Origin of the sequence: Brevundimonas sp. NPDC046655 (assembly GCF_044901625.1) — a bacterium.
Classification (GTDB): Bacteria; Pseudomonadota; Alphaproteobacteria; order Caulobacterales; family Caulobacteraceae; genus Brevundimonas.
Genome location: NZ_JBJDPV010000008.1, coordinates 24,640 through 51,001, shown reverse-complemented (window position 1 = coordinate 51,001; position 26,362 = coordinate 24,640). Strand labels below are relative to the sequence as shown.

General features: G+C 67.3%; 24 protein-coding genes. 15 read left to right on the top strand and 9 right to left on the bottom strand.

Annotated elements, in window-relative coordinates; genetic code table 11:
- The first annotated feature begins 3 nt into the window (after nucleotides 1–3).
- From ACI2KI_RS16575 to ACI2KI_RS16565, 3 genes are all read left to right on the top strand, one after another.
- The gene (locus tag ACI2KI_RS16575) at nucleotides 4–480 is read left to right on the top strand and encodes an SRPBCC family protein (protein ID WP_404621847.1); all 477 of its coding nucleotides are present in this window, start codon (nucleotides 4–6) and stop codon (nucleotides 478–480) included.
- The gene (locus ACI2KI_RS16570; RefSeq protein ID WP_404621845.1) at nucleotides 477–968 is read left to right on the top strand and encodes a VOC family protein; all 492 of its coding nucleotides are present in this window, start codon (nucleotides 477–479) and stop codon (nucleotides 966–968) included. The genes ACI2KI_RS16575 and ACI2KI_RS16570 overlap by 4 nt, the downstream gene beginning before the upstream one ends.
- A 151-nt stretch (nucleotides 969–1,119) precedes the next feature.
- Entirely contained in the window at nucleotides 1,120–1,473 is a 354-nt protein-coding gene (locus ACI2KI_RS16565; RefSeq protein WP_292083600.1) for a DUF1428 domain-containing protein, read from the top strand.
- A gap of 41 nt (nucleotides 1,474–1,514) precedes the next feature.
- Here the strand turns inward: ACI2KI_RS16565 and ACI2KI_RS16560 are convergent, their stop codons facing one another.
- Nucleotides 1,515–2,429, bottom strand: a complete 915-nt coding sequence (locus tag ACI2KI_RS16560) for a DMT family transporter (RefSeq protein WP_404621843.1) — start codon at nucleotides 2,427–2,429, stop codon at nucleotides 1,515–1,517.
- Between the two features lie 159 nt (nucleotides 2,430–2,588).
- Between ACI2KI_RS16560 and ACI2KI_RS16555 the strand changes: the two genes are divergently transcribed.
- Entirely contained in the window at nucleotides 2,589–3,077 is a 489-nt protein-coding gene (locus ACI2KI_RS16555) for an Lrp/AsnC family transcriptional regulator (protein WP_404621841.1), read from the top strand.
- Nucleotides 3,078–3,151: 74 nt separating this feature from the next.
- Here the strand turns inward: ACI2KI_RS16555 and rpoD are convergent, their stop codons facing one another.
- From rpoD to ACI2KI_RS16540, 3 genes are all read right to left on the bottom strand, one after another.
- Nucleotides 3,152–5,086, bottom strand: coding sequence for an RNA polymerase sigma factor RpoD (gene rpoD, locus ACI2KI_RS16550; RefSeq protein WP_404621839.1), 1,935 nt, complete (start codon nucleotides 5,084–5,086; stop codon nucleotides 3,152–3,154).
- 74 nt (nucleotides 5,087–5,160) lie between these two features.
- Nucleotides 5,161–7,053 (bottom strand): DNA primase, encoded by a 1,893-nt coding sequence (gene dnaG, locus ACI2KI_RS16545; protein WP_404621837.1) that lies wholly within the window; start codon nucleotides 7,051–7,053, stop codon nucleotides 5,161–5,163.
- 127 nt (nucleotides 7,054–7,180) lie between these two features.
- A complete protein-coding gene (locus tag ACI2KI_RS16540; RefSeq protein WP_404621835.1) occupies nucleotides 7,181–8,317 on the bottom strand; it encodes a patatin-like phospholipase family protein in 1,137 nt (378 codons plus the stop codon).
- 195 nt (nucleotides 8,318–8,512) lie between these two features.
- On the opposite strand from ACI2KI_RS16540, the gene ACI2KI_RS16535 reads away from it, so the two are divergent.
- Together ACI2KI_RS16535 and ACI2KI_RS16530 are read left to right on the top strand one after the other, a co-directional pair.
- Entirely contained in the window at nucleotides 8,513–8,779 is a 267-nt protein-coding gene (locus ACI2KI_RS16535; protein ID WP_292083608.1) for a hypothetical protein, read from the top strand.
- Between the two features lie 79 nt (nucleotides 8,780–8,858).
- A complete protein-coding gene (locus ACI2KI_RS16530) occupies nucleotides 8,859–9,323 on the top strand; it encodes a hypothetical protein (RefSeq protein ID WP_404621833.1) in 465 nt (154 codons plus the stop codon).
- A gap of 3 nt (nucleotides 9,324–9,326) precedes the next feature.
- Here ACI2KI_RS16530 and ACI2KI_RS16525 read toward each other — a convergent pair whose 3' ends face one another.
- The 4 genes from ACI2KI_RS16525 to ACI2KI_RS16510 all read right to left on the bottom strand — a co-directional run bounded on the left by ACI2KI_RS16525 (nucleotide 9,327) and on the right by ACI2KI_RS16510 (nucleotide 13,539).
- The gene (locus ACI2KI_RS16525; RefSeq protein ID WP_404621831.1) at nucleotides 9,327–10,184 is read right to left on the bottom strand and encodes a hypothetical protein; all 858 of its coding nucleotides are present in this window, start codon (nucleotides 10,182–10,184) and stop codon (nucleotides 9,327–9,329) included.
- An 85-nt stretch (nucleotides 10,185–10,269) separates the two neighbouring features.
- Nucleotides 10,270–11,433: a glutamine-hydrolyzing carbamoyl-phosphate synthase small subunit gene (gene carA, locus ACI2KI_RS16520; protein WP_404621829.1), complete on the bottom strand. Its 1,164-nt coding sequence runs from the start codon at nucleotides 11,431–11,433 to the stop codon at nucleotides 10,270–10,272.
- Between the two features lie 87 nt (nucleotides 11,434–11,520).
- Nucleotides 11,521–12,816, bottom strand: coding sequence for an amino acid permease (locus tag ACI2KI_RS16515; RefSeq protein ID WP_404621827.1), 1,296 nt, complete (start codon nucleotides 12,814–12,816; stop codon nucleotides 11,521–11,523).
- 9 nt (nucleotides 12,817–12,825) lie between these two features.
- Entirely contained in the window at nucleotides 12,826–13,539 is a 714-nt protein-coding gene (locus ACI2KI_RS16510; protein ID WP_404621825.1) for an SDR family NAD(P)-dependent oxidoreductase, read from the bottom strand.
- 132 nt (nucleotides 13,540–13,671) lie between these two features.
- Between ACI2KI_RS16510 and ACI2KI_RS16505 the strand changes: the two genes are divergently transcribed.
- The 9 genes from ACI2KI_RS16505 to ACI2KI_RS16465 all read left to right on the top strand — a co-directional run bounded on the left by ACI2KI_RS16505 (nucleotide 13,672) and on the right by ACI2KI_RS16465 (nucleotide 24,826).
- Nucleotides 13,672–14,379: an HAD family hydrolase gene (locus tag ACI2KI_RS16505; RefSeq protein ID WP_404621823.1), complete on the top strand. Its 708-nt coding sequence runs from the start codon at nucleotides 13,672–13,674 to the stop codon at nucleotides 14,377–14,379.
- Nucleotides 14,380–14,617: 238 nt separating this feature from the next.
- Nucleotides 14,618–17,941 carry a TonB-dependent receptor domain-containing protein gene (locus ACI2KI_RS16500; RefSeq protein ID WP_404621821.1) on the top strand — a complete coding sequence of 1,108 codons (3,324 nt, stop codon included), beginning with the start codon at nucleotides 14,618–14,620 and terminating at the stop codon, nucleotides 17,939–17,941.
- A 215-nt stretch (nucleotides 17,942–18,156) separates the two neighbouring features.
- A complete protein-coding gene (locus tag ACI2KI_RS16495; protein ID WP_292083616.1) occupies nucleotides 18,157–18,435 on the top strand; it encodes a ribonuclease E inhibitor RraB in 279 nt (92 codons plus the stop codon).
- Nucleotides 18,436–18,444: 9 nt separating this feature from the next.
- Nucleotides 18,445–21,744, top strand: coding sequence for a carbamoyl-phosphate synthase large subunit (carB, locus tag ACI2KI_RS16490; protein ID WP_404621819.1), 3,300 nt, complete (start codon nucleotides 18,445–18,447; stop codon nucleotides 21,742–21,744).
- A 233-nt stretch (nucleotides 21,745–21,977) separates the two neighbouring features.
- A complete protein-coding gene (locus ACI2KI_RS16485; protein ID WP_404621817.1) occupies nucleotides 21,978–22,208 on the top strand; it encodes a cysteine protease in 231 nt (76 codons plus the stop codon).
- Between the two features lie 66 nt (nucleotides 22,209–22,274).
- A complete protein-coding gene (locus ACI2KI_RS16480) occupies nucleotides 22,275–22,943 on the top strand; it encodes a glutathione S-transferase (RefSeq protein WP_404621815.1) in 669 nt (222 codons plus the stop codon).
- A gap of 68 nt (nucleotides 22,944–23,011) precedes the next feature.
- Nucleotides 23,012–23,191, top strand: coding sequence for a hypothetical protein (locus ACI2KI_RS16475; RefSeq protein ID WP_313102834.1), 180 nt, complete (start codon nucleotides 23,012–23,014; stop codon nucleotides 23,189–23,191).
- Between the two features lie 139 nt (nucleotides 23,192–23,330).
- On the top strand, nucleotides 23,331–23,804 hold the full coding sequence (gene greA, locus ACI2KI_RS16470; RefSeq protein ID WP_292083622.1) for a transcription elongation factor GreA: 474 nt from the start codon (nucleotides 23,331–23,333) through the stop codon (nucleotides 23,802–23,804).
- Nucleotides 23,795–24,826, top strand: coding sequence for a mitochondrial fission ELM1 family protein (locus ACI2KI_RS16465; RefSeq protein WP_404621813.1), 1,032 nt, complete (start codon nucleotides 23,795–23,797; stop codon nucleotides 24,824–24,826). The genes greA and ACI2KI_RS16465 overlap by 10 nt, the downstream gene beginning before the upstream one ends.
- On the opposite strand, the gene ACI2KI_RS16460 is transcribed toward ACI2KI_RS16465, so the two are convergent.
- On the bottom strand, nucleotides 24,827–26,332 hold the full coding sequence (locus tag ACI2KI_RS16460) for a DUF389 domain-containing protein (protein ID WP_404621811.1): 1,506 nt from the start codon (nucleotides 26,330–26,332) through the stop codon (nucleotides 24,827–24,829). It abuts the gene before it with no gap.
- Between the last annotated feature and the right edge of the window lie 30 nt (nucleotides 26,333–26,362).

Here is a 26,362-nt window from a genome sequence, read left to right as displayed (position 1 = left end):
GCCATGAGCGACCTGTTCGAGCTGAGCGTCAGCCGCGTCTTCAAGGCCTCGCCTGAAACCGTCTGGCGCGCCTTCACCCAGCACGGGACGGAGTGGTTCACGCCCCGCCCCTGGACCACGCCCCAGGTCGATTACGACCTGCGCCCCGGCGGCCGCGCCGACATCGTCATGCAGTCGCCCGAGGGCGAACGGCATGAGTATCGCGGCGTGGTGCTGGAGGTCATCCCCGAGCGCCGCATCGTCACCACCGGGGCCATGACCGAGGGCTGGATCCCGCAGCCGGGCGAGATGAACTTCGTGCGCATCGACACGTTCGAACCCGAAGGCGACGGCACCCGCTACACTGCCCGCGCCCGCCACTGGGACGACAAGGCCATGCAGACCCACGCTGAAATGGGCTTCGAACCCGGCTGGGGCGCCGCCGCCGATCAGCTGGGCGAGGTGGCCGAGCGTCTCGCCGCACAGGAGGCGACGTCATGACCGACAAGATCATTCCCTGCATCTGGTACGATCTGGGTCAGGCGAAGAAGGCCGCCGAATTCTATGTCTCGCTGGGCCTGCCCGACAGCCGCATCGACCGCGTTGCGACCAGCCCGACGGACAACCCGTCCTCCCCCGAGGGCGCCGAGCTGGTGGTCGAGTTCACCCTGGCCGGGCGGCCCTACATGGGCCTGAACGGCGGCCCGACCTTTCCCCAGACCGAGGCCGTCTCCTTCATGATCATGACCGATGATCAGGCCGAAACCGACCGCCTGTGGGACGCCATCGTGGGAAACGGCGGGGCCGAAAGCGACTGCGGCTGGTGCAAGGACCGCTGGGGCGTCAACTGGCAGATCACCCCGCGCCGCCTGATGGCCTTCTTCAGCGACCCGAACCCCGCCCGCGCCAAGGCCGCCTTCGAGGCCATGATGACGATGAGAAAGATCGACATCGCCGCCATCGAGGCCGCTGCTGACAAGATTGCGTAAACGGTCAAGCTAGGCTGCACGACCCGCGAGCGACCTGTCGCTTTCCACCAAGACGCCGACCACGCCTGCCCCAACTATCCGCCCCCGTCCCTCATTCAGCGAGCCGCCGCGCGGCGAGCGATAGGGGCCAACCACAAGAGGAGACACCCAGATGGCCTACATCACCGGCTTTTTGACCCCCGTTAAAACCGAGAACAAGGACCGCTATGTCGAGTCCGCCCGCGTCGCCTGGCCCCTGTTCAAGGGCTACGGCGCCCTGGCCCATGTCGAGAACTGGGGCGAGGACGTGCCGGACGGCAAGGTGACCAGCTTCCCCATGGCGGTGAAACTGGAGGACGGCGAGGTCGTGGTCTTCTCCTGGCTGATCTGGCCCGACAAGAAGACCGCCGACGACGCCTGGGCCAGGATGCAGGAAGACCCCGCCATGGCGAACATGGACATGCCCTTCGACGGCAAGCGCATGATGTGGGGCGGTTTCGAAACCGTCTTCGACGAGCGCGCCTGACGAAAGCGCGGGGCCGGTCGCACGCCGGTCCCCGCATCTCTTCAGTGGGCGCTGTCCGGCCTCGTGCGGTGAGCGTGCAGGCAGGTGGCCACGCCCAGAACCACCAGAACAAAGGCCAGCGCCTCCATCGCGCTTGGCAAGCGCTGTTCCCAAGCGAAGCCATAGATCAGAGCGAACAGGGTCTCGAACAGGATCATCTGGCCCACCAGGGTCAAGGGCAGCAGCCGGCTCATCCGGTTCCACAGATTATTGCCGAGGATCGAGGCCAGCACCGCCACGCCGACCGAGACCCCCGCCAAACGCATCCAGTCTCCGGCTTCGTGATGCGCGCCCGAGGCGGTCAGCAGGGCGACCGGCAACAACAACAGGCTCTGCGCCCCGGTGACGACTCCGGTCAGCAGGTTCCAGTCCTGGGCTGACACCGTCGTCAGTTGACGCAGCCGCCGCGCGTTTTTCACCGCGAAGAAGGTCCAGGAGGCCAGGGCGCCGACGGCGCAGGCAAAGCCGATCAGGCGCGTGCCGTGCGCGGCCTCGGCCGAAGCAGCCAGGGCCTGCCAACCGATGCAGACGGCGCCGGCGACGCAGAGCAGCAAGGGCAGACGCAGCCGCCTCAGCGGCACGGCGCCGTGGTCGCGACTGCCGATGATCGTCACCGCCACCAGCAGGAAACCGATCACAAGCGAGGTCATGGCGATGCCGCCGGTCTGCACCGCCCCTGACAGCAGGATATAGTAGAGCGTGTTGCCGGTGAGGGCGAGCCAGAACAGGTTCAGCCAGTCAGCGCGTCCGATCCGTCCCGCCACCGCCTGCCATCGCGGCGCCAGCAACAGCCCGGCGATCAGGCCATAGGCGAGGTAGCGACCCACCGTCAGCTGCAGCGGATTGAAGTCCCGCGCCAGCTCCGGCGCCAGGAAGACCAGGCCCCACAGCGCGCCTGCGCCGACGCCGCAGGCCACGCCGACCGCCGTCCGGTTGTTTCACCCCTGATCGATGATGTCCGTCGTCATTTCCGGTTCCCGCCTGGCTCGGCGGCGAGCTATACCAAGGGGCGGACGGGGCGTTTCCTCTCGATCACGGGCCCAAACGCAACAAACACTCGCACAACAAGATCGCCAATGGCCGGACGAACCGCCTCTCCCCAGCGCCCGCTCGACAGCTTTGATCGCGCCATCCTGCGGATCATCCAGCGCGACGCCCGGACGCCGCAGCGCGCCATCGCCGAAGCCGTCAACCTGTCCGCCGCCGCCGTCCAGCGACGCATCGCGGCGATGGAGGCCAGCGGCGTCATTCGCGGCAATGTCGCCCTGGTGGACCCGAGGTCGATCCCCCTGACCATCACCGCCATCGTCGAGGTCTATCTTCAGGACGAGCGGGCCGAGACGGTCCAGAACGCCAAGGCCCGCTTCCAGAGCGAGCCGGAGGTGCAGCAGTGCTACTACGTCACCGGCGGCACCAGCTTCATCCTGATCGTCGTCACCACCGACATGGCGGCCTATCAGGCGCTGACGCAGCGGCTGTTCGAGGAGAACGACAGCGTCAACCGCTTCCGCTCCCTGATCGCCCTGGACCGGGTGAAGACCGACGCCTCGCTCATCATCCCCTGAACGCCTGAAACAGAACGAAAAACGCCGGCGAGGTCGAGACCCCGCCGGCGCTGATCTTCAGGCGATCGGACCGATCAGCTGTCCAGGAAGGACCGCAGCTTACGCGACCGCGACGGGTGCTTCAGCTTGCGCAGGGCCTTGGCCTCGATCTGACGGATGCGTTCGCGGGTCACGCTGAACTGCTGGCCGACTTCTTCCAGGGTGTGGTCGGTGTTCATGCCGATGCCGAAACGCATGCGCAGGACGCGCTCCTCACGCGGGGTCAGCGAGGCCAGGACGCGGGTGGTGGTTTCGCGAAGGTTCGACTGGATGGCGGCGTCGATCGGCAGGACGGCGTTCTTGTCCTCGATGAAGTCGCCCAGGTGCGAGTCTTCCTCGTCGCCGATGGGGGTTTCCAGCGAGATCGGCTCCTTGGCGATCTTCAGGACCTTGCGCACCTTCTCCAGCGGCATGGCCAGCTTTTCGGCCAGTTCTTCGGGGGTCGGCTCGCGGCCGATCTCGTGCAGCATCTGGCGGCTGGTGCGGACGATCTTGTTGATCGTCTCGATCATGTGCACCGGGATACGGATGGTCCGCGCCTGGTCGGCGATCGAGCGGGTGATCGCCTGACGGATCCACCAGGTGGCGTAGGTCGAGAACTTGTAGCCGCGGCGATACTCGAACTTGTCGACCGCCTTCATCAGACCGATGTTGCCTTCTTGGATCAGATCCAGGAACTGCAGACCGCGGTTGGTGTATTTCTTGGCGATCGAGATGACGAGGCGCAGGTTGGCCTCAACCATTTCCTTCTTGGCCTGACGGGCTTCGCGTTCGCCCTTCTGGACCGTCTGGACGATGCGGCGATAGTCGTCGATCGGCAGGCCGGCCTCGGTCGCCACCGCGGCGACGTCGCCGCGGATCTGGGCGATCTGGGCGGCTTCAACCTCGCTGAACTTGGTCCAGCGCACGCCCATTTCCTTGATGCGGTCGGTCCAGTTCGGATCCAGTTCCGAGCCGAAGTAGGCCTTGAGGAACTCGGGACGCGAAATGCCGTAGCTGTCGGCCAGGCGCAGCAGGCGGCCTTCCAGGCCGATCAGGCGCTTGTTGATCGCATACAGCTGCTCGACCAGGGCCTCGATGCGGTTGTTGTTCAGCTTCATCGTCTTCAGACGATCGCTGATGGCCGCGGTCAGGGTCTCATAGGCCTTGTGATCCTTGGCGCTCAGCACCTCGCCCTTCAGGCGGGCCTCGACCAGCTTGTCCTGCAGCTTGCGGAAACCGCCGAAGTCGGCCGCGATGGCGTCCAGGACCTCCATGACGCCGTCGCGCAGCTCGGCCTCCAGCGCCGAGATCGACATGCCGCCGCCGTCGTCGAAATCGTCCTCGTCCTCGTCCTCGCCTTCACCCTCAGGCTTCTCGGCGCCGGGCGCGGGGGCCTCGCCGGCCGGGGGCTGGTTGTGCGGCAGGGACGAGGGATTCAGGATGCCGTAGGTGGCGTCCAGGTCGATCACTTCGCGCAGCAGGATGCGGTTGTTGGCCAGTTCCTCGCGCCAGACCATGATGGCCTCGAAGGTCAGGGCGCTTTCGCACAGACCCGAGATCATGGCGTCGCGGCCGGCTTCGATCCGCTTGGCGATGGCGATTTCGCCCTCGCGGCTCAGCAGTTCGACCGAACCCATTTCGCGCAGATACATGCGCACGGGGTCGTCGGTGCGGTCATAGGCGGACTTGGCGGGGGTCTCCGCCACAGCCGTTTCGGCTGCCGTGGTGACTTCCTTACCTTCGACATCGGCGGCGTCTTCCTCGGCCTCGACGACGTTGACGCCCATTTCCGACAGCATGGCCAGGGTGTCTTCGATGGCGTCCGGGGTCACTTCCTCGGAGGGAAGGACCTTGTTCAGCTCCTCCATCGTGACATAGCCGCGTGCCTTGGCCTGCTTGATGAATTTCTTGACGCCGGCGTCCGTCAGATCGAGCAGGGGCCCGTCGGAATTGGCTTCGGTGTCCTGCGTCTCGGTCTGCGCGCTCATTCAGTCTGTCTCCACGACCGCCTGGGGTGATCAGTCCCCTGCGGCGAAAATACAACGCCCGACAACTTCGTTGGTTACGAAGAAGCCGCGTCTTCCCAAATCGTTCCGGTCTTGATGGCCCGTCGCAATGCATCGCGCTCGGCTTTCACCAGGGTGAAGGCCGAGTTGTCGAACGCATTGTGGGCGCCCGACTTTGCTGACGCCAGCGCCTGCTCCAACGCCGCGACGCGGGTCAGAGCGTCGAACGCCTGCGACCACCGGATCCTCGCCTCGCCGAGGGGCTTGTCTGCAGCCAGGAATGGCGCGCCGGACTTCGCCGCCGCCTTCTCGACCTCGTGCATCAAGGCATCATGACCCGAGTGGGCCAGATGGCGTCGGATCGCGGCAGAGTCAAGGCTCTGACCGGAAAACCGTAGCCGCACCAGTTCCTGCGCCAGTCCGTCCAGCGCCGGGTCGCCGAAACCGTGGCGGGCGATGGCCTCCAGATGATCGTCCATCCGCTCGGGATCATCGACCGCGCCGTGGGCCAGGGCGGCGGCCACCGGCTCGATGGAGCGAAACAGGGCCTGCATGGCCTGGGCGCCCTCGGCCGTCTGGCCCAGCTTGGGCGGCGGACCGCGCCAGCGCCCGCCGGGTCCGGCCCGTCCCCCGCCCTGCTGATAGGCTTGCTGGCCCTGCTGTTGGGACTGGCGCGGAAACAGGGCGTCGAAACGCTCGAACAGGTCGCGCCGGTATTGCTCGGCCAGATCCTTGTCCTGAATGGCGCTGGCCGCCTGACGCAGACGCCCCTTCAGCCCCGCCTTGCGCTCGGGCGTGTCCAGAGGTTCGGCCTCGGCCTCGCGCCGGAACAGGACCTCGATAAAGGGTCGGGTCTCGCTCAGGGCGTGGCGCAAGGCCGGCGCGCCCTTGTCGCGCAGGATGTCGTCCGGGTCCTGACCTGCGTCCAACAGGGCGAAGCGGAACGACCGCCCCGACTTCAGCAGGGGCAGCGACCGCTCGATCGAGCGATAGGCGGCCCGCAGCCCCGCCGCATCCCCGTCGAAGCAGAGCACCGGCTCGGCCGAGACCCGCCACAGACGCTCCATCTGCTCCTCGGTCAGGGCCGTGCCCATGGGCGCCACGGCCGGCAGGCCCGCGCGCTGGCAAGCGATGACGTCCATATAGCCTTCGACGACGATGATGCCCTGCTCGCCCCGGCTCTCGGCCCCCAGGATGCGGCGCGCTTCGGGCAGGCCGTAGAGGGTGGCGCCCTTGTGAAACAGCGGGCTCTCCGGCCCGTTCAGATACTTGGCCCGGTCGTCGGGGTTCATGGCCCGTCCGCCGAAGCTGACGATCCGACCGCGCGCGTCCAGGATGGGGAACATCAGCCGGTCGCGGAACCGGTCATAGGGGGCGCCGCCGCTTTCAGGCGAGATCAGCATCCCGGCCTCGACCAGATCGCCGGGCTTGGCCCCGCGCTGGATCAGGGCCGCCTTCAACCCCTCGCGGTCGTTGGGCGCATAGCCCAGGCCGAAGCGCTCCCATTGGTCCTCGGGCAGGCCGCGCTTTTCCAGATATTCGCGCGCCGCCTTGCCGACCGAGCGACGCAGGTTGGCCGCGAACCACTTCTGGGCCAGGTCCATCCAGTCGGTCAGGCCCTGCTTCTTGGCCTCGCGCTCGGCGGACTGCGGGTCCTCGGCGGGCAGTTGCATCCCCGCCTCGCCCGCCAATCGCTGCACCGCCTCGACGAAGCTGAGCCGCTCGGTCTCCTGCAGGAAGCTGATGATGTCGCCGTGCTTGCCGGACGAGAAGTCGTGGAAGAAGCCCTTGTCGTCGTTGACGAAGAAGCTGGGCGATCGCTCCTTGGAGAAGGGGCTGAGGCCGACATACTCGCGCCCCTGCCGCTTGAGCTTCACCGTCCGGCCGATGACGTCGGACGGGCGAAGGCGGGCCTTCAGTTCTTCAAGGAAACGATCGTCGAAACGCACGATCTCAGACACTCCTGCGCGACGAAGAGGGGAAGGGCCGCCGCGACCTCAAGACATGGCCGTCCCCGGTTGCGTTTTCCACAGCCTGTGAAGATCGAGGAGAACCGCGTCGCTTTTGGACGCAGGCCTATTTCCACGCCTCGCCGGTGCGGCCCAGGGCCTCGCCCAGGTCATAGACGGCGATCATCGACTCCTGGCTGAAGTCCAGGCTGTCGGCGCCGTCGAAGTCCTCGGGGATGGCGGCGACGTGGAACTCCAGCCCGTTGCGGCTGGCGAAGGCCCGGTTGGCGGCGATGGTCGCCCGCAACTGACCGCCCAGCACGGCGTCGAGACTGCGGCTCAGGACGGGAATGGCGGCGTCGCGGGTGACGGCGAAGCGCGGCGCGTCCTTGCCGTTGACCACGACATGCAGGCGCGCGCCCTCGAACACGCCCGACACGTCGTCCCAGTTCCACATGATCTGCGGCAGGGCGACAAAGGGGTTCATCACCCCGCCGTCGACGTGCATCTCTTCGAACACCGCGCCGCGCCCCTGCGAGCGGATCATGACGGGGGGAAAGGCGCCGGGAATGCTGGCCGATGCGACCAAGACGTCCCGGAACAGGGCCAGGGCCTCCGGTCCCCCGTGCTCGGCGATAGCGCCCATGTTCCAGATCACGCCGCGCTGGGCGTCCAGATCGGTGGTGGCGACCAGCAGCAACCGCCCCTTGGCGTGTTCCGCCGCGACCTCGGCGAGCAGGGCCTCATCGACGTTGTTCTCCACCAGCTGGCGCAGCGGCAGGCCGCTGAACACGCCCGAGCCGACGAAGGCGCGCAAGCCCCGGCTCTTCAACAGGCCCGTGGCCTCTCCGCCGGTATAGGCCTCCTTCAACCGCGCATCCCAGCGCGGACCCAGAAAGACGAATGGGGCGGCCAGGGCGCCGGTCGAGACACCCGTCACCACCTCGAAGTCGGGCCGCTTGCCGCTGGCGGTCCAGCCGTTGATCAGGCCGGCGGTGAAGGCGCCGTTGGCCCCGCCGCCGGACAGGGCGATCAGGTCGAAGTGGCCGTCCGGCCCCTTCGGCACGCCCTCGCCCAGTTGCTGCTCGATCTTCTGGGCCGCCGCCTCATCCTCGACCGAAAAGCGGACATTGGGAAAGCCCACCGGCGAGGCCGCGTCGCGCTCATTCAGGCCGAAGTCGCTTCGCGCCCCGCTGGCGCAGGCCGACAACAGCAGACCGGCGCTGAGAACGACGGCGACCGTCCGCATCAGGCTGAAACTCATGAGCGTCCTCCAAGGCGCGCCATCCTAGGCGCTTTCCATGACAGGAGGAAAAGCCTCTCCCAGAAAAACCGCGTTAGGTTTTCATTAACCAAGAAGGCCGCGTCGGCCTCGCTATCGTCCGAATGCGAACGAAGTCACGCGCGACAACAGATCTATCCACAGCCTGTGGATTGATTTGCTTTACGGAAGCTCCCGATGTTCATCGCCATCGCCCGCCCGGCGGTGGAGCCCCGAGGCCCCGACGCCGTCGCCGTCCCCGGCTCCCCCGCCGTTCCGAACCTGACGCCCCGCGCCCTGCATGCGCGCCTGCTGGACAACGCCGCCGCGCGACGTCGCCGCGGACTGGAACGCAAGCAGGCCCGCCGGACCGACGACGCCGCCTACTGGATTTCCGCCGCGCCGATAGCGGTGCGAAAGGCCTGCGAACTGCGGCGGCATTCGACTTTCGTCGTACTGCCCTAGGACTTTTGCAACCGCTCGAATTACAGAAAAATTCAGAGATCCGGCGCAAACCGGCGGAACGTTCCTATCCGAGTTTTCCATGCCCGACGCCGATCATCCCCACGCCGCCTTTCTTCGTCCCATTCTTGAAGTGATGGCGGAGCGACTGGGGGGCGCCGTCATCCTGCACGCCGCTCCCAGCGGCGAGGTCCTGGCTGTGACGGGGGGCGTGCCGGGCCTTGATATCTGCGATCCGATCGGCGCCCGTCCCGGGGATTACGCTGACCGCTTCCAGGTCTTCGCCCAGGACGGCTCGGTCGCCCGCTTCGACGACCTGCCCGTGGTCCGCGCCATGAAATCGGGAGAGCCGATCATGGACGAGGTCTGGCTGCTGGGCGGTCAGGCAGGCCCGGTGCCGGTCTTCGTCGATTCCTATCCCCTCAAGGGCGAGGACGGCGCGGTCATCGGCGTGGTCGCCACCGCCACCGATCCCAAGCGCTGGAGCATTCGGGCTGAGCGGATGAAGCAGTCGATCTCCATTCGCGACGGCTTTATCGGCGGCTGAACCCTAGCGGATGTCGGGCAGTCGCCGCTCGACCGAAGCCGCCGTCTTGCGCCGCCAACGCGTCCAGCCGCCCGGCCCCTTGGCCACGCGGTCCGGCAGGGCCTGGCTCCAGCGCGCGCGCATGGCCTCGACCAGCTCGGGACAGCGGTCGTACTGGTGCACCACAGGGCTGACGCCGCCGCCCGGATTGACGATCAGTCCGTCCTTCAGACCGACGCCGTCCGAGGCCATGCCGATGGTGGCGACGCGGCGATAGTTGTCCTGAACCTGCGCCGGGATCAGGCCATAGCCGACCGCCAACGCCAGCGAGGCCTGATCGACGCCGAAGCCGCCGCCGACCGCCGACCGCGGAATGGCCCCGAGGGTGAGAATCAGGCGGCACAGACGCGCCGCTTCCTCGGCCGGACCGACGATGGTGCCGGCGCATATGCAGGGCCGGTCCTCCAGCTGCTCCGCCAGAGCCTCGCCGGCGAGGGCGCGCAAATGCTTCATCTGGAAGGCGTGGTCCGCCATGCGGCCGGTTTCATACTCGACGAAGACCTCCAGCCCGGTCGGCGCCGGGGCGAAGGGCTCGCCCTGGAAGACCACATCGCGCACGTCGGTCATCAGCACATGACGCAGGTCGCGCCGCGCGGCGATATAGCGCTCATAGGCCGAGAAACGCGCCACCACCGGCTGCGGCGTCCATGCGTCGCTTGGGGCGACCACGACGGCTTCCACGTCATGCGCGGCCAGGAAGGCCAGCAGGGCCGGATCCTTGTGCACGAACAGGGCGACGCCGCCGGAATAGACCGACCGCAGCGAGCGCACGAAGGCCTCGACGTGCTCGACCCCATAGCCTGTGGCGTAACCCAGAACCATGTCCCGCGCGCCCGCCTCGCCGACGGAGACGGGCGCCGGGCGCAGAACCGCGCCCAGCCAGTTCAGATAGCGCGAGCGGGCGATATCAGGCGCCCTTCATCGTCTCGATGAAGCGGTTAAACAGATAAAGGCTGTCAGTCGGGCCCGACGAGGCTTCCGGGTGGTGCTGCACGCTGAACACCGGCTTGTCCTTCAGGGCGATGCCGCAGTTGGTGCCGTCGAACAGGCTGACGTGGGTCTCGACCACGGCCTCGGGCAGGCTGTCGCGATCGACCGTGAACTCATGGTTCATCGACACGATCTCGACCTTGCCCGTAGTCAGATCCTTGACCGGGTGGTTGGCGCCGTGGTGGCCCTGATCCATCTTCATGGTCTTGGCGCCCAGGGCGATGGCCAGCATCTGATGGCCCAGGCAGATGCCCATGACCGGCTTGCCGCTGGCGACCAGCTTCCGGATTTCCGGCACCGCGTAGACGCCGGTCGCGGCCGGGTCGCCCGGGCCGTTCGACAGGACCACGCCGTCCGGGTTGCGGGCCAGGATGGCCTCGGCCGTCGTGCCGGCCGGCACCACCGTGATCCTGACGCCGGTCGAGGCCAGGGCGCGAAGGATGTTGCGCTTCACGCCGTAGTCGATGACCACCACCGACTTGTCGCCGAGGCCCGGCGTGGCGTAGCCGGCCGGCCAGTCCCAGAGCCCCTCGGTCCAGTCGAAGGCCTGGGTGGTCGAGGCGTCCTTGGCCAGGTCCAGGCCGACCAGACCCTTCCAGTCGCGCGCCTGGGCCACCAGGGCGTCCAGATCGAACTGGCCCTCGGGATTGTGGGCGATGACGGCGTGGGGGGCGCCCTTGTCGCGGATGATCTTGGTCAGGGCCCGCGTATCAATGCCGGCCAGGCCGACGACGCCGCGAGTCTTCATCCAGGCGTCCAGGCTGCCGGTGGCGCGCCAGTTGGCGGGTTCGGTCGGCACGTCGCGGAAGATGGCGCCGCGGGCCGCGCGCTCGGGCGCCCCGCCGATCTGCTCAACGTCTTCCATGTTCACGCCGACATTGCCGACGTGGGGGAAGGTGAAGGCCAGGATCTGGCTCATGTAGGAGGGGTCGGTCAGGATTTCCTGATAGCCCGTCATCGAAGTGTTGAAGACCACCTCGCCGAGGACCGAACCGACCGCGCCGACTCCAATGCCTTGCAGGATGGTGCCGTCAGCGAGCGCAAGGACGCCAGTGGCGCCGGACAGAATCTGGGTCGTCATGGCGCAGGCTCCTAACAATGAATACGGGCAGACAAACGGCGGCGTCACTAAAGAGATGCCGGGGCGGGGTCAACCGCCCTTGGACCTTTATACCTTCTGTCCCTGGCGCACCCAGACCCAGGCCAGACTGGTCAGGGCGAAGAAGCCGACGCTGGGCAGGATGTAGCCGCCCGCCGCCGCCGCCACCGCAAAGGCCGAAAAGACGACGCCGACCATGGCCAGGGCGCGCCAGCCGGCCTTCCGGGTCAGCTTCCACAGCGTCACCGAGCACAGGGCGTAGAGGCAGAGCGTCAGCACCGAGGTGACGCCGATCAGGACGCCGAACTGCTGACCCAGCGTCGGCTGGGCGCTGGCGACGACCATGACGCTCATGACGACGCAGTTCAGGATCGGATTGCTCAGCGGCGTCTTGCCCTTCTGTGCCCCGCCGAACCAGCGCGGCATCCAGCCGGCCTCGGCGGCGCCGCGCGAGGTCTCGCCCGCCAGCATGGTCCAGCCGGCGATGGTGCCCAGCACCTTGATGACGGCGCAGGCCGCGACCAGACCGGCCACGGACGAGCCCATGACCCGCGCCACCAGATCGGCATAGGGGCTGGTCGAATGCACCAGCACATCCGCCGGAATGACGCCGAAGACAGCGACGCTGGCCGCGACATAGACGATAAAGGCCAGGGCGACGCCGCCGAGCGAGGCGCGGCCCACGTCGACCGAGGGGTTCCTGACCAGGCTGGACAGGGCCGCGGCGCTCTCGACGCCCAGAAAGGCCCAGAAGATGATGGCCAGCGAGGCCGGGACGGTCTTCAGCAAGGGCTGGTCGCCGGGGCTCCACGAGGCCGCGAAGGTGTCGCCGCTGAAGGCCATGGCCCCGGCGATGATGGCCAGAACAATGGGGATCAGGCCGAGGCCCAGGGTGATGGCGCCAAAACGCGCCGCCGTCCGGGCGCCTGAGGCATAGGCCGCCGAGGTCAGCCAGATCAGGGCCAGATTGCTGACCGCCGCCCACAGGGGTTCCTTCAGCGCCGGAATGAAGAAGGCCAGATAGCCCGTACCCGCCACCGCCAGAGCCACATTGCCCGCCAGACAGGCCGCCCAGTAGGCCAGCCCCGTCTGATAGCCGATGAACCGCCCCATGCCGCGCCGGGTGAAGTCCGACAGACCGTCCGCATCCGGCTGCATCCGCCCCAGACCGCCGAACACCAGGGCCAGGGTCACAGCCCCCAGGCCGCAGATCAGCCAGCCGATGATGCTGCTGCTGCCCGTCGGCGCCAGGGTCGCGGGCAGCAGATAGACGCCCGAACCGATCATGTTTCCGGCCACGACGAGGGCGGCGAGCGCCCAGCCGATGCGGTGCGGCGGGTCAGGCAGGATTTCCGTCTGGGTCATGCCCGCCCTTTACGCGGGAATCCGCGCGCCGTCCCATCCGAATACGCCGCCGCTGTCCGCCGGCGTCAGGCCCTCGATCACCGTCAGCAGGCTGGCCGCGGCAAACGCCGGGGAGAACAGCTGATCGGGCTTGACCCCGCGCTGGAAGGGCGCGCTCAGGGCCGTGTCCACCGTGCCCGGATGCAGGCCCGCCACCACCGCCTGCGGATGGGTGCGCGCCAGTTCCACCGACAGGGTCTTCAGGATCATGTTCAACCCCGCCTTGGACGCGCGATAGCTGTGCCAGCCGCCCAGCCGGTTGTCGCTGATGGAGCCGACCCGCGCCGACAGGGCCGCGAACACCCCCCGCTCGTCGCGCGGCAGCAGGGGCAGGAAGTGACGCGCCGCCAGGGCCGGTCCCACGGCGCTGATCCGATAGTCGCGCATCAGATGCTCCGCCGTCATTTCGCGCCAGCTGCGTTCCGGCGTCTGGCCGGAATGCAGCACCCCGGTCGCCACCACGATCAGGCTCGGCGCCGGCCCCTCGGCGATGCGCGCGGCGGCGGCGGCCAGGCCGGCCTCGTCTTCCAGATCGAGAAGACCGAGCGTCACGCCGTCGATGGGGGCGACCGGCGTGCGCGACAGGCCGTGCACCACGCGGTCGCCCGCATGGCCCAGTTGCTGCGCCAGCGCCCGTCCCACGCCGCCCGACACGCCCACGATGATCGCCGAACCCTTGATCATGGCCTTCGCTCTTCCTTGGTCGGGAAGAAATACGTCGCCGAGCCGCCGCTGGACCGCCCGGCGCCCTACCCTCGCCATCAGCGGGGGTCTAGGAAGCGCCCAGCCTACACACCGCCTGATCCGGACGCTCCCATGACGACCATCACCACCGTCGGCCTCGATGCCGACGACACCCTGTGGCACAACGAGACCATCTTCCGCCTCAGCCAGAAGCGGTTCGTGGACCTGCTGGCCGACCACGCCGACGAGCCGGTGATGATGGGACGTCTGGCCGAGGTCGAGGGGCGCAACCTGCGGCTCTACGGATACGGCGTGAAGGGCTTCACCCTCTCGATGCTGGAGACGGCGATGGAGCTGTGCGACGGCGCCGCCCCGCCGCACATCATCCGCGAGATCCTGGCCGCCGGACGCGAGATGCTGGCCCATCCGGTCGAGACCCTGCCCGGCGTCGACGAGGTCCTGACCGAACTGGCCGAGAAATACCGCCTGGTCCTGATCACCAAGGGCGACCTGATGGATCAGGAACGCAAGCTGGCGGCCTCGGGTCTCGGCGACCTGTTCGCCGCCGTCGAGATCGTGTCGGAGAAGGACCGCTCCACCTATGACCGCGCCTTCGCCCTGCACGGTAGCGGCGCCGCCGAGGCGGTGATGGCCGGCAATTCCATGAAGTCCGATGTCCTGCCGGCCATCGAGGCCGGGGCCTTCGCCGCCCACATTCCCTACCACATCACCTGGGCTCACGAACTGGCCGACGCGCCCGAAGGACACCCGCGCTACGTCTCTCTCAGCCGCATCGCCGAGTTGCCCGACTGGATCGCCGCGATGGAACAATCCATATAAATATCGACGATCTTCGAATGAAAATCGCCCATTTCACAGCATTCACTTCAGTGAACGTCGTGACACCAAATATTGAGACCGAGATCGTCTCAAATGTGTCTTGCTTGCACCACTACGACCACAAGGTGTCATCTCACCCACACTTTGACCAAACCTAGGCAGGTTTAGCCCCATTTCGGTCACAGCCGGGGGAATGTGTGACTGCTTCCGGCTTTTTTGTGTCAGGTGTATTAAAGTAATGAGAGCTTTCCTCCTCGGTTCCACGGTTCTGGTGAGCGCCTTCGCGCTGACGGCTCCGGCGATGGCCCAGTCGGCCGACGCTGCCCAGCCCGTCGCGCAAGACGTCGCCACCGAAGTGGGCGAGATCGTCGTCACGGGTTCGCGCATCCGCCGCGATCCGACCAACGCGCCGACCCCGCTGATCCAAGTCCAGCGCGAGGCGCTGCTGACCACCGGCCAGACGACGGTCATGGACTATCTGGCCACCATCCCGGCCCTGGGCAATTCGGTCGTTCCGTCGGACACGACGGGCTCGAACCTGGGCGACGGCGGCCTGTCGCTGCCGAACCTGCGTTCGCTGGGCTCCAACCGCACCCTGACCCTGGTCGACGGTCGCCGCCACGTCGGTTCGGCCGGCGGCTCGCTGTCGGTCGACATCGACACCATCCCGCGTCTGCTGATCCAGAACATCGAGATCGTTACGGGCGGCGCCTCGTCGGTTTACGGCGCCGACGCCGTTTCGGGCGTGCTGAACTTCGTGATGCGCAAGGACTTCGAAGGCCTGGAGATCGACGCCAACTACGGCATGATCAACCAGGGCGGCGAAGCCAACAAGCGCGTCTCGGCCCTTATCGGCAAGAACTTCTTCGACGACCGTCTGAACGTCTATGCTCACGCTGAATACGAGCAGATCGACGAAGTCACGTCGATGGACATCGACTGGATCCGTCGCGCTCCCGTTCGCCTGGGCATCGACGCTGACCCGACCAACGCACTGTACGACGGCCGCATCGACACCCACGTCTTCACCGGCGTGAAGCGTCTGGACATCCCGCGTTGGGGTCAGACGACCCTGGCCAACGTCCAGCGGCCCAGCGACCTGACCAACCCGAACGTCGCCTACGCCGACTGCTTCCCCGGCGGCGAGTTCTCGTACAGCGCCAACTGCTTCGGCGTCGCGCCCGGCAAGACCTTCTGGTACGAAAACGGCGGCGCTCGCCTGGCCAACTTCGGCCAGCGCGTCGGCGAGACCGGCATCAACCGCCCGTACAACATCGGCGGCGACGGCGAGAACCCGGCCGACTTCTCGACCGGTTCGCGCGTTCCGCGCTCGGAGTCGCAACGCTACCAGGTCGGCTCGACCTTCAAGCTGACCGACAGCATCGATCTTTACGGCGAAGCCAAGTACGTCACGGAAGACACCTTCGACCGCGGCCAGCCGACCTTCTTCGACGTTGATCTGGTCAACTCGTACGACGCGAACACGGCCAACCCGATCTACGGCACCAACAGCTTCGACCTGCGCTGGGACGACAACGCCTTCCTGCCGTCGATCGTCAAGGAAGCCATCCGCACCAACGTCGTCACGCCCTACAGCCGCCCGACGGCCGACGCGGCCGGCCAGGCCCTGCCGGGCATCGCCCTGCAGAACGCCCGCCACACTCTGTTCGGTCCGGATCGCACCCAGGACAACACGCGTGAACTGCAGCGCTACGTCGTCGGCGCACGCGGCAACCACGACCAGTTCGCCTTCGTCAAAGACATCGCCTGGGACCTGGGCTACACCTATGGCAAGGTCGAGATCGAGAACCGCGAACGCGGCGTTGACTCGCAACGCTTCGCCCTGGCCGCCGACGCCGTCGTCGACACCGCCGGCATCGTCAACGGCAAGGCCGGCGAAGTGGTCTGCCGCGTCCAGCTGCTGAACGCGCAAGGCGTGCCGAACGGCGCCCTGGGCGATCCGCAACGTGGCGGCGATCTGCGCGACACCCAGTACGGTCGCGACTCGATCTCGCAGTGCGCCCCGCTGAACATCTTCGGCAAGGGCAACCAGAGCGCTGAAGCTCTTGAGTACGTCGACGCCGTCATCGGCATCACGGAACGCAACGAGCAGCAGCAGTTCCTGGGCTCGGTCTCGGGCAACCTGTGGGACTTCTGGGGCGCCGGCGCCATCGGCCTGGCCATCGGCGGCGAATACCGCAAGGAAACGACCGAGGCCACCGGCCGCGATCGCGACACCGACGGCCGCCTGCTGTTCCTGAACTCGGGCCCGGACTTCCCGGAAGCCTCCTATGAGTCGAAGGAAGTCTTCACCGAGCTGTCGATCCCGCTGTTCCGCGACAGCTTCCTGGGCGAGTACGCCGAGCTGAGCGGTTCGTACCGCTACGCCGACTACTCCACCGTGGGCAACGTCGATGTCTATGGCGTCAACCTGGTCTATCGTCCGATCCCGGACATCAGCTTCAAGACCAGCTACAACACCTCGGTCCGCGTGCCTGACCTGGGCGAAAACTTCTCGCCGCTCAGCCAGACCTTCCTGAACAACATCACCGACCCGTGCGCGACCCTGAACATCGCCGCGGTCACCGAAGCCGACAAGAAGGCCAACCGGATCAAGAACTGCACCGCCCTGGCGGCGCAGCAAGGCCTGACCTTCGACTTCGCTGGCGCCACCGCCACCAACGCCGACGACTTCAACCCGACCTACACCTCGGGCATCGCCGGTTCGGCTGGCGGCAACCCGAACCTGAAGCCGGAAGAATCGACCAGCTTCACCTTCTCGACGGTGCTGAAGCCCCGCTTCATCCCGAACTTCTCGCTGGTCCTCGACTACTACGAGATCGAGATCGAACAGGTCATCGCTTCGGTTTCGGCTCAGACGGCGGCGGAAAACTGCGTCAACGGCGACAGCCTCAACGAGGCCGCCTGCTCGACCATCTTCCGCAACAACCCCGACATCGCCTTCGGCATCGGCGCTCCGAACACGGATCCGATCGGCGGCTTCATCGAGGGTTCGCTGAACTACGCCAAGCTGCAGACCCGCGGCCTGGACGTCACGGCGCGCTACAGCTTCGACTTCGACGAGATGCTGGGCCGCAACTGGGGCGTTCTGGACTACTCGCTGTCGGGGAACTGGCTGATCGAGCAGAAGAACTTCCTGAACGAGTCGGACCCCGGCGACTATGACGAACTGGCCAGCACCCTGGTCACGGCCGGCAATGGTTACCCGCGCGTTCGCCTGTCCTCGTCGCTGACCTGGACGCCGAACGACGTCTGGAGCGTCAACTGGACCGCAGACTGGCAAGCCGCCCAGGACATCGTCCAGGTTCGCGACTGGGTGCTGAACGCCGACTCGCGCACCTCGGACCAACTGGACACCGAGAACTTCGTGCGTAACGACGTGACGGTGCGCTGGAACGTTCGTGACGATCTGTCGGTTCGCGCCGGCGTGGTGAACCTGTTCGACGCCGAACAGCCGTCCTACCTGGGCACCACCCTGTACTCGAACTTCGACCCCTATGGTCGTCGCTTCTTCGTCGGCCTGAACTACCGTCCCTGGTAATTCCGGTCTGAAGACAGCTTGAAGGGCGGCCCGCGAGGGCCGCCCTTTTTCTTTGCCTGCTGCAAGGCTTTCCGGGTCTTGCCAGCGGGGGTCCGGCTCTCTAAACGGGCCGCTTAACCGACAACCTGAACGGATCGGTCGCGGGCCTCGCCCTGCGTCCGGTTTCTTCGCGCGCGTGGAGCCCGGCGCTGAACAGTCACGAGGAAAAGGATGCTATGGTGCGCGCTGCTCTGGCCGAGCAGGGCGACAGCGGGATCACCCCGCGCCATACGTTGTTCTATTTCTACGGCGACGAGGATGCGCACGGCGATCTCTGCGAGGTCGCGCGTCGTGCGGGTTTTCTGACTCGGGGCCAGGGCGACATGACCGTTCTGGAAACAACCATGCCGGTCGATGAGGCGTCGTTTTCGCCTGTGTCGGCCATGATGCAATCCTGGGCCGCGGCCTTCCAGCTCGATTACGACGGCTGGGAGTGCGCGGTCGTGACGAACTGAGTAACGCCGATGCCCAAGCGCACAGACATCAAGTCCATCCTGATCATCGGCGCCGGCCCGATCGTCATCGGCCAGGCGTGTGAGTTCGACTATTCCGGCGTTCAGGCCTGCAAGGCGCTGAAGGCCGAGGGTTACCGGGTCATCCTGGTCAACTCGAACCCCGCCACCATCATGACCGACCCGGAAGTGGCCGACGCCACCTATATCGAGCCGATCACCCCGGACATCGTCGAGAAGATCATCGCCAAGGAGCGCCCCGACGCCCTCCTGCCGACCATGGGCGGCCAGACCGCGCTGAACACGGCCCTGGCCCTGAACGCCTCGGGCGCCCTGGCCAGGTACGGCGTCGAGATGATCGGCGCCAAGGCCGAGGTCATCGACAAGGCCGAGGACCGTCAGAAGTTCCGCGACGCCATGGACAAGCTGGGCCTGGAATCGCCCCGCTCGCGCGCCATCCACCACATCGAGGAAGCCGACGACGCCCTGGCCTTCGTCGGCCTGCCCGCCATCATCCGCCCCAGCTTCACCCTGGCCGGCACCGGCGGCGGCATCGCCTACAACATCGAGGAGTTCCACGAGATCGTGGAGCGCGGTCTGGACCTGTCGCCGACCACCGAGGTCCTGATCGAAGAGTCGGTCCTGGGCTGGAAGGAATACGAGATGGAGGTCGTCCGCGACACGGCGGACAACTGCATCATCATCTGCTCGATCGAGAACGTGGACCCCATGGGCGTCCACACCGGCGACAGCATCACCGTCGCCCCGGCCCTGACGCTGACCGACAAAGAATATCAGCTGATGCGGACCGGCTCGATCAACGTCCTGCGCGAGATCGGCGTCGAGACCGGCGGCTCCAACGTCCAGTGGGCGATCAACCCGGCCGACGGCCGCATGGTCGTCATCGAGATGAACCCGCGCGTGTCGCGCTCCTCGGCCCTGGCCTCCAAGGCCACCGGCTTCCCCATCGCCAAGGTCGCCGCCCGTCTGGCCGTCGGCTACACCCTGGACGAGCTGCAGAACGACATCACCCAGGTCACGCCGGCCAGCTTCGAGCCGAGCATCGACTATGTGGTCACCAAGATCCCGCGCTTCGCGTTTGAAAAGTATCCGGGTTCGGAACCCCACCTGACCACGGCCATGAAGTCGGTCGGCGAGGTCATGGCCATCGGCCGCACCTTCCAGGAGTCGATGCAGAAGGCCCTGCGCGGTCTGGAAACCGGCCTCAACGGCTTTGACGAGATCGAGATCGAAGGCGTCGCCGACGCCGACGACGACGCGGGCGCCCGCGCCGCCGTCATCCGCGCCCTGGGCGAGCCCACGCCGGACCGCATCCGCGTCATCGCCCAGGCCTTCCGCCACGGCCTGACGGTCGAGGAAGTCCACGCCGCCTGCTTCTACGAGCCCTGGTTCCTGCGTCAGATCGCGGACCTGATCCGCACCGAGGGCCATGTCCGCGTCCAGGGCCTGCCCGCGACCGAGACCGAGTTCCGCAAGCTCAAGGCCAAGGGCTTCTCCGACGCCCGCCTGGCGGCCCTGACCGGCAAGACCGAAGCCGAGGTGCGCGGCGCCCGCCGCGCCCTGAAGGTCCGCCCGACCTTCAAGCGCATCGACACCTGCGCCGCCGAGTTCGCCTCGGCCACCGCCTATATGTATTCGACCTATGAGACCGGCGCCCTGGGCCAGATCCCCGAGTGCGAGGCCGAGCCGTCGGACAAGAAGAAGGCCATCATCCTCGGCGGCGGTCCCAACCGCATCGGCCAGGGCATCGAGTTCGACTACTGCTGCTGCCACGCGGCCTTCGCGTTTGCGGACATTGGCGTCGAGTCGATCATGGTCAACTGCAACCCCGAGACCGTCTCGACCGACTACGACACCTCCGACCGCCTCTACTTCGAGCCTCTGACGGCCGAGGACGTGCTGGAGCTGATCGACGTCGAGCGCTCCAAGGGCGACCTGATCGGCGTCGTCGTTCAGTTCGGCGGCCAGACCCCGCTGAAGCTGGCCCACGCCCTGCAAGAGGACGGCGTGCCGATCCTGGGCACCAGCGTCGACAGCATCGACCTGGCCGAGGACCGCGAGCGCTTCCAGCAGATGCTGCAAGCCATTGGTCTGCAACAGCCGCCGAACGGTCTGGCCCGCTCGGCCGAGGAAGCCGCGCAGAAGGCCGAGGAAGTCGGCTATCCCGTCGTCCTGCGCCCCTCCTATGTGCTCGGCGGCCGCGGCATGATGATCGTCCACGATCGTGAGCAACTGGACCGCTACGTCCATGAGGCCATGCGCGTCTCGGGCGACGATCCGGTGCTGATCGACCACTATCTGAACCGCGCCACCGAGGTGGACGTCGACGCCCTGTGCGACGACGAAACCGTCTTCGTCGCCGGCGTGCTGGAACATATCGAGGAAGCCGGCGTCCACTCGGGCGACAGCGCCTGCTCCATGCCGCCCTTCTCGCTGCGCCCCGAGATCGTGGCCGAACTGAAGCGTCAGACCACCGCCATGGCCAAGGCCCTGAAGGTGCGCGGCCTGATGAACGTGCAGTTCGCCATCGAGGAGCCGCACAGCGAAAACCCGCGCATCTTCGTCCTCGAAGTGAACCCGCGCGCCAGCCGCACGGCGCCCTTCGTGGCCAAGACCATCGGCCAGCCGATCGCTGCCATCGCCGCCAAGGTCATGGCCGGCGTGCCTCTGGCCTCCTTCGGTCTGGTCGATCACGATCTGGACCATATCGCGGTCAAGGAAGCCGTCTTCCCCTTCGCCCGCTTCGCCGGAGTCGACACCATCCTGGGCCCGGAAATGCGTTCGACCGGCGAGGTCATGGGTCTGGACTGGAAGCGTGACGGCGAGGCCGATCTGGCCCCCGCCTTCGCCCGCGCCTTCGCCAAGTCGCAGATCGGCGGCGGCACCGTCCTGCCGACCGAAGGCTGCGCCTTTGTCTCGGTCAAGGAAGCAGACAAGCCCTTCATCGTCGAGGCCGTCCGCTCCCTGCTGGAGCAGGGCTTCTCGGTGATCGCCACCTCCGGCACCCACGACTATCTGGCGTCGCAGGGCGTCGAGGTCGGTCTGGTCAAGAAGGTGCTGGAAGGCCGCCCCAACATCGTCGACGCCATGAAGAACGGCGAGGTCCAACTGGTCTTCAACACCACGGACGGCAAGCAGGCCCTGGCCGACAGCTTCTCCATCCGCCGCACGGCCCTGATGATGAAGATTCCCTACTACACCACCGCCGCCGGTTCGCTGGCCGCGGCTCAGGGCATCGCCGCCATCCGCGCCGGCGAACTGGATGTCCGCCCGGTGCAGTCCTACAACTGAGCCCTCGCGGTTTCAGCCTGATCCAGCCCCCGGCGCGGAAGCGCCGGGGGCTTTTTCGTATCCCGGGTCCGTCCCGGCAGAGGCCGGTGATCCTTCGCGACACGGCCGGGCTGGCCGGAAGCTTCCACTGGCGACGGCCGCCGCTCGCCGCCGCTGGCGAAGCCTGACGACCTGAACTGGCGGACGCCTCATCCGTTCAGGGTCCAGTCGACCGATCTTTCGGAGTTTTTCCCATGCGCCTGCCCCGCCTCGCCACCCTTCTCGGCGGTCTGTTGCTGTCGCGACGCGGACGCGGCTTCGCCGGGCGTCATGCCGGCAAGCTGGCCCTCGCCGCCCTGGCCTTTGAACTGTGGCAAAAGCACCAGGCCGGCCGACCCGACGCCGCGCCCCGGTCCTCGTCGGGAGCCAGGCCGAACACCGGAGGTCACGCCCGCAACCGCTGGAGCCGCCGCCGCCGTCGTTGACGCCCGCCTCTGGACGGACGCTGCGTCAGGCGCTCAAGCTGGGACTGCAATAGACGGAGCGCCCCCATGATCCTTGTCCACCATCTGAACAATTCCCGCTCGCAGCGTGTGCTCTGGCTGCTGGAGGAGTTGGGTCTGCCCTATGAGATCAAACGCTATCAGCGGAACCCGGCCACCATGCTGGCCCCGCCCGAGCTGAAGGCGGTGCATCCGCTCGGCAAGTCGCCGGTGCTGGACGACGGCGACGTCCGCGTGGCCGAGACGGGCGCCATCATCGAATACCTTCTCGACGCCTATGATCCGGAGGGGCGGCTGCGCCCGACGCGCGGCACGGCCGAGGGGCGGCGCTTCAGCTACTGGCTGCACTACGCCGAGGGCTCGGCCATGCCGCCCCTGCTGCTGAAGCTGGTGTTCAGCCAGTTGCCGACACGCGCGCCGGGTCTGGTTCGCCCCCTGGTCAACGGCATCGCCGCCAAGGCGCAGCGTACCTTCATCGACCCGCAGTTGAAGAGCCATGCGGACTGGCAGGAGGCCGAACTGGCCGCCACCGGCTGGTTCGCCGGGCCGCACTTCAGCGCCGCCGACATCATGATGAGCTTCCCGCTGGAGGCCGCCGCCAGCCGCGCCATCGACCTGGCGGCCTATCCCAACATCGCCCTGTTCCTGAAGGCGATTCACGCCCGCCCGGCCTGGAAACGCGCCCTGGAGCGCGGCGGAGATTACGCCTACGCCTGAAGTCCGCGTTCGTCGATCACGGCTTCGAGAGGCCGCAACCCCGGCGCTGCGCTGGCGTTTACGACCCCATGCGCTTTTCCGTCATCCAAGTCATTGCGGCCCTGGCCGCCGCCGTCTGCGTCGTTATCGCCTTCATCGCCGCCGGCGTAGGCCTGATCTCCGCGATCTTCAGCCTTCTGGCCGTCGCCGCTCTGGGTTTTATCGCCTGGACCGCCATCCGCCGGGCCATGGGGTCGAGCAAGCCCTGATCCGTCGCCCATGATGCTCTTGAGTTTGGCGAAAGGGCGCCCTACCCTCTTTGCCCGATCACGCGCGCCCCGTGACCGTGACTGTGCCGATTAAACGTCTCTCCTTAGTCTCCGGGCGAAACAAGAAACTCACGACACAATGGAAAAAGTGCCGATGACGGCCGAGGGCTACCGTGTCCTCGACGAACAACTGAAGCAATTGAAGCAGGTCGAACGGCCGAGCGTCATCGCGGCCATCTCCGAGGCCCGCGAGCACGGCGACCTGTCCGAGAACGCCGAGTATCACGCCGCCAAGGAACGCCAAGGCTGGATCGAAGGCTCGATCGCCGAGATCGAGGACAAGCTGTCGCGCGCCCAGGTCATCGACGTGACCAAGCTGTCGGGCAGCCAGGTCAAGTTCGGCGCCACCGTCACCTTCGTGGACGAGGACACCGAGGAAGAGGGCGTCTATCAGATCGTCGGCGAGCACGAGGCCGACGTGAAGTCGGGCAAGATCTCCATCGCCTCGCCGATCGCCCGCGCCCTGATTTCGAAGGAAGTCGGCGACGTGGTCGAGGTCAACACGCCCGGCGGCGTGAAGGCCTATGAGATCCTCAAGGTCGAGTGGAAATAGGCTCGCCTCCTCACGAGGACGCCACAGGGGCGCGCGGTTCCGCCGCGCGCCCTCTGTCCATCTGGGTGGTGTCCGACGGCCGGACCGGCATCCAGAACCAGGCCCTGGGCCTGGCCGAGGCGGTCGCCCGCCTGACGCCCGCCGACATCGCCGTCAAGACCGTCCGCTGGCGCCCGCTGTTCGACCGCTGGCCCTCGGGGTTGAAGACCCCCGCCATGCTGGCGCCGGGCGCGTTCGATCCGCGCGCCGCGACCGAATGGCCCGACCTGTGGATCGCCACCGGGCGCGCCAGCCTGCCCCTGTCGGCCAAGGTCCGCGAGTGGAGCGGCGGCAAGACCTTCGCCGTCCAGACCCAGGACCCGCGCTGGAAGAACAGCGCCTACGACCTGATCGTCGCCCCCGCCCATGACAGCCTGTCGGGCGACAATGTCTTCGAGATCATCGGCAGCCCGCACCGCATCACGCCGCGGCGGCTGGCCGAGGCCGCGCCCGCCTTCGCCGACCGGATCGAGGCCCTGCCCCACCCGCGCGTCACGGTCATGATCGGCGGCAAGTCCAAGGCCTTCGACCTGCCCGAGGCCCACGCCGCCGCCCTGGCCGACCAGATCAAGACGGCGGTGCAGGCGGCGAAGGGGTCGCTGCTGCTGACCTTCTCCCGTCGCACGCCGGAAGCCGCCAAGAGAGTGATGACCGAGCGCCTGTCGGCCCTGCCCGGCTGGATCTGGGACGGCGGCGGCGACAACCCCCTGTTCGCCATGCTGGCCGCCGCCGATCATGTTCTGGTCACCGAGGACAGCGCCAATATGGCGACCGAGGCCGCCTCGACCGGCAAGCCCGTCCACATCCTGCCCATGATCGCACTGAAGCCCGCCGGCAAGTTCGCCCGACTGCACGCCGACCTCGCCGCTCACGGCGCCGCCCGGTCTTTCGACGGATCGCTGGACGACTGGACCTACGCCCCGCTCAATGAGACCGAGCGGGCGGCCCGCGCCGTGCTGGAGGCCATGGCCGCGCGCGGCTGATCAGCCAAGGTCCAGTCGCGCCAGGTTCTCGTCTCCGCGCAGGCAGGCCGGTCCCTCTTCATCACGGATCGAGACGCCCGCCGCCGCCAGTTGGGAGCGGAAGGCCTCGCCCGTGTTCGGCGACGGCGCCTGGCCCTCGATGGCCGCCGCGCCAGGCGCGGGGCGACAGTCGCTGAGGGCCGGGCTGGCGCGCCAACGCTTCAGGGCCCAGACCGCTCGCGCCCGCGCGTCCGCGTCGCCCAGATCGACCGTCTTCAGTTCCTGCACCGGGGGCGTGACCCAGACGTCCACCCCCTCGAACCGGCCGCGCAGCGCCGCCTCCAACGCATAGGCGCTGGCCAGATCGAGGCCCGCGTCAGGCCGCAGCAGAACGATGGCCCGACGGCCCTCGGCGTCCACCATGACCGCGTCGGTGGCGAAGGGCACGGCCTCGGACAGGCGGGTGCGCAAGGTCGCGGTCGGATCCGGGTTCGAGCCGGCGCTGGCCTGAACCGCGCGCGAGGCCGCCTGGGGATCGGCCACGACGATCTGGTCCAGGGTCGCCGTGACCGGCGTGTGCAGGGCCGCCGACAAGCGGTTCTGCAGGTGCGTCTGCGCGTCAACGACCAGCTTGCGAGTGCTGACCAGGGTCGAGACCGTCACGCCCTTGCCCTCGCTGCGGGCGTCGAGAAGGGTGATGCGCGCATCCGACCCCGCGAAGATGTCGGCCACCGCCGTCCGCGTCTCGGCCGTGGCCTGGCTCTCCAACCCGATAGCGCGCAGCGAGATCATCAGAGGGATCGACAGCAAAACGAAGACGGCCAGCACGGCGATCCCGCGCCACGGCGACGGCCGTTCCATCAACCGGGGGCGGAACCCGAAAAAGCCCGCCGTCAGCGTCGCCGCCAGGGCGATGGCCAGCAGGTTGGTCATGAACAGATAGAAGGCCCCGATCGAGATCGACAGGTCCCCTGTGCCGATGCCGAAACCCACCGTCGCCACCGGCGGCATCAGGGCGGTGGCGATGGCCACGCCGATGATGGTCTCGCCGCGCTGGCGCACCACCGCATAGGCCCCGGCCACCCCGGAAAAGACCGCGATCAGCAGGTCGAAGAAGTTGGGCCGTGTCCGGGCCAGGATTTCGCTGGTCGGCTCTTTCAACGGCGACAGAAGGGTCAGCAGGATGGCCACCGTCAAGGCCACGGCCATGCCCACCACCAGACAGGTCAGCGACTGCTTCAGCCGCGCCCAGTCCAGCAGGGCCAAAGAGAACCCCAGAGCCACGATCGGTCCCATCATCGGCGAGACCAGCATGGCCCCGATGACCACCGCCGGCGACGACAGCATCAGCCCCAGCACGGCGATGGCCGCCGAGATCACCGTCATCATCAGATAGCGGCCGCTGAGACCGCCGTTGTCATAGACCGAGGCCTCGACCGCCGCCTGATCGACGCCGCGCCGCGCATAGGCCAGCACGCGGCGCAGATAGCTGCGGGTCTCGCGGATCGGATCGGCGGCGGCAGGCATGACGTAACCTCGTTCCTCGGCGCAGGATGA

Excerpts from the sequence above, each read along its gene's own strand:
- ACI2KI_RS16575 (WP_404621847.1), top strand. The coding sequence starts at position 4 with ATGAGCGACCTGTTCGAGCTGAGCGTCAGCCGCGTCTTCAAGGCCTCG.
- ACI2KI_RS16570 (WP_404621845.1), top strand. The coding sequence starts at position 477 with ATGACCGACAAGATCATTCCCTGCATCTGGTACGATCTGGGTCAGGCG.
- ACI2KI_RS16565 (WP_292083600.1), top strand. The coding sequence starts at position 1,120 with ATGGCCTACATCACCGGCTTTTTGACCCCCGTTAAAACCGAGAACAAG.
- ACI2KI_RS16555 (WP_404621841.1), top strand. The coding sequence starts at position 2,589 with ATGGCCGGACGAACCGCCTCTCCCCAGCGCCCGCTCGACAGCTTTGAT.
- rpoD (WP_404621839.1), bottom strand. The coding sequence starts at position 5,086 with ATGAGCGCGCAGACCGAGACGCAGGACACCGAAGCCAATTCCGACGGG.
- ACI2KI_RS16540 (WP_404621835.1), bottom strand. The coding sequence starts at position 8,317 with ATGAGTTTCAGCCTGATGCGGACGGTCGCCGTCGTTCTCAGCGCCGGT.
- ACI2KI_RS16535 (WP_292083608.1), top strand. The coding sequence starts at position 8,513 with ATGTTCATCGCCATCGCCCGCCCGGCGGTGGAGCCCCGAGGCCCCGAC.
- ACI2KI_RS16530 (WP_404621833.1), top strand. The coding sequence starts at position 8,859 with ATGCCCGACGCCGATCATCCCCACGCCGCCTTTCTTCGTCCCATTCTT.
- ACI2KI_RS16525 (WP_404621831.1), bottom strand. The coding sequence starts at position 10,184 with ATGGTTCTGGGTTACGCCACAGGCTATGGGGTCGAGCACGTCGAGGCC.
- carA (WP_404621829.1), bottom strand. The coding sequence starts at position 11,433 with ATGACGACCCAGATTCTGTCCGGCGCCACTGGCGTCCTTGCGCTCGCT.
- ACI2KI_RS16515 (WP_404621827.1), bottom strand. The coding sequence starts at position 12,816 with ATGACCCAGACGGAAATCCTGCCTGACCCGCCGCACCGCATCGGCTGG.
- ACI2KI_RS16510 (WP_404621825.1), bottom strand. The coding sequence starts at position 13,539 with ATGATCAAGGGTTCGGCGATCATCGTGGGCGTGTCGGGCGGCGTGGGA.
- ACI2KI_RS16505 (WP_404621823.1), top strand. The coding sequence starts at position 13,672 with ATGACGACCATCACCACCGTCGGCCTCGATGCCGACGACACCCTGTGG.
- ACI2KI_RS16500 (WP_404621821.1), top strand. The coding sequence starts at position 14,618 with ATGAGAGCTTTCCTCCTCGGTTCCACGGTTCTGGTGAGCGCCTTCGCG.
- ACI2KI_RS16495 (WP_292083616.1), top strand. The coding sequence starts at position 18,157 with ATGGTGCGCGCTGCTCTGGCCGAGCAGGGCGACAGCGGGATCACCCCG.
- carB (WP_404621819.1), top strand. The coding sequence starts at position 18,445 with ATGCCCAAGCGCACAGACATCAAGTCCATCCTGATCATCGGCGCCGGC.
- ACI2KI_RS16485 (WP_404621817.1), top strand. The coding sequence starts at position 21,978 with ATGCGCCTGCCCCGCCTCGCCACCCTTCTCGGCGGTCTGTTGCTGTCG.
- ACI2KI_RS16480 (WP_404621815.1), top strand. The coding sequence starts at position 22,275 with ATGATCCTTGTCCACCATCTGAACAATTCCCGCTCGCAGCGTGTGCTC.
- ACI2KI_RS16475 (WP_313102834.1), top strand. The coding sequence starts at position 23,012 with ATGCGCTTTTCCGTCATCCAAGTCATTGCGGCCCTGGCCGCCGCCGTC.
- greA (WP_292083622.1), top strand. The coding sequence starts at position 23,331 with ATGGAAAAAGTGCCGATGACGGCCGAGGGCTACCGTGTCCTCGACGAA.
- ACI2KI_RS16460 (WP_404621811.1), bottom strand. The coding sequence starts at position 26,332 with ATGCCTGCCGCCGCCGATCCGATCCGCGAGACCCGCAGCTATCTGCGC.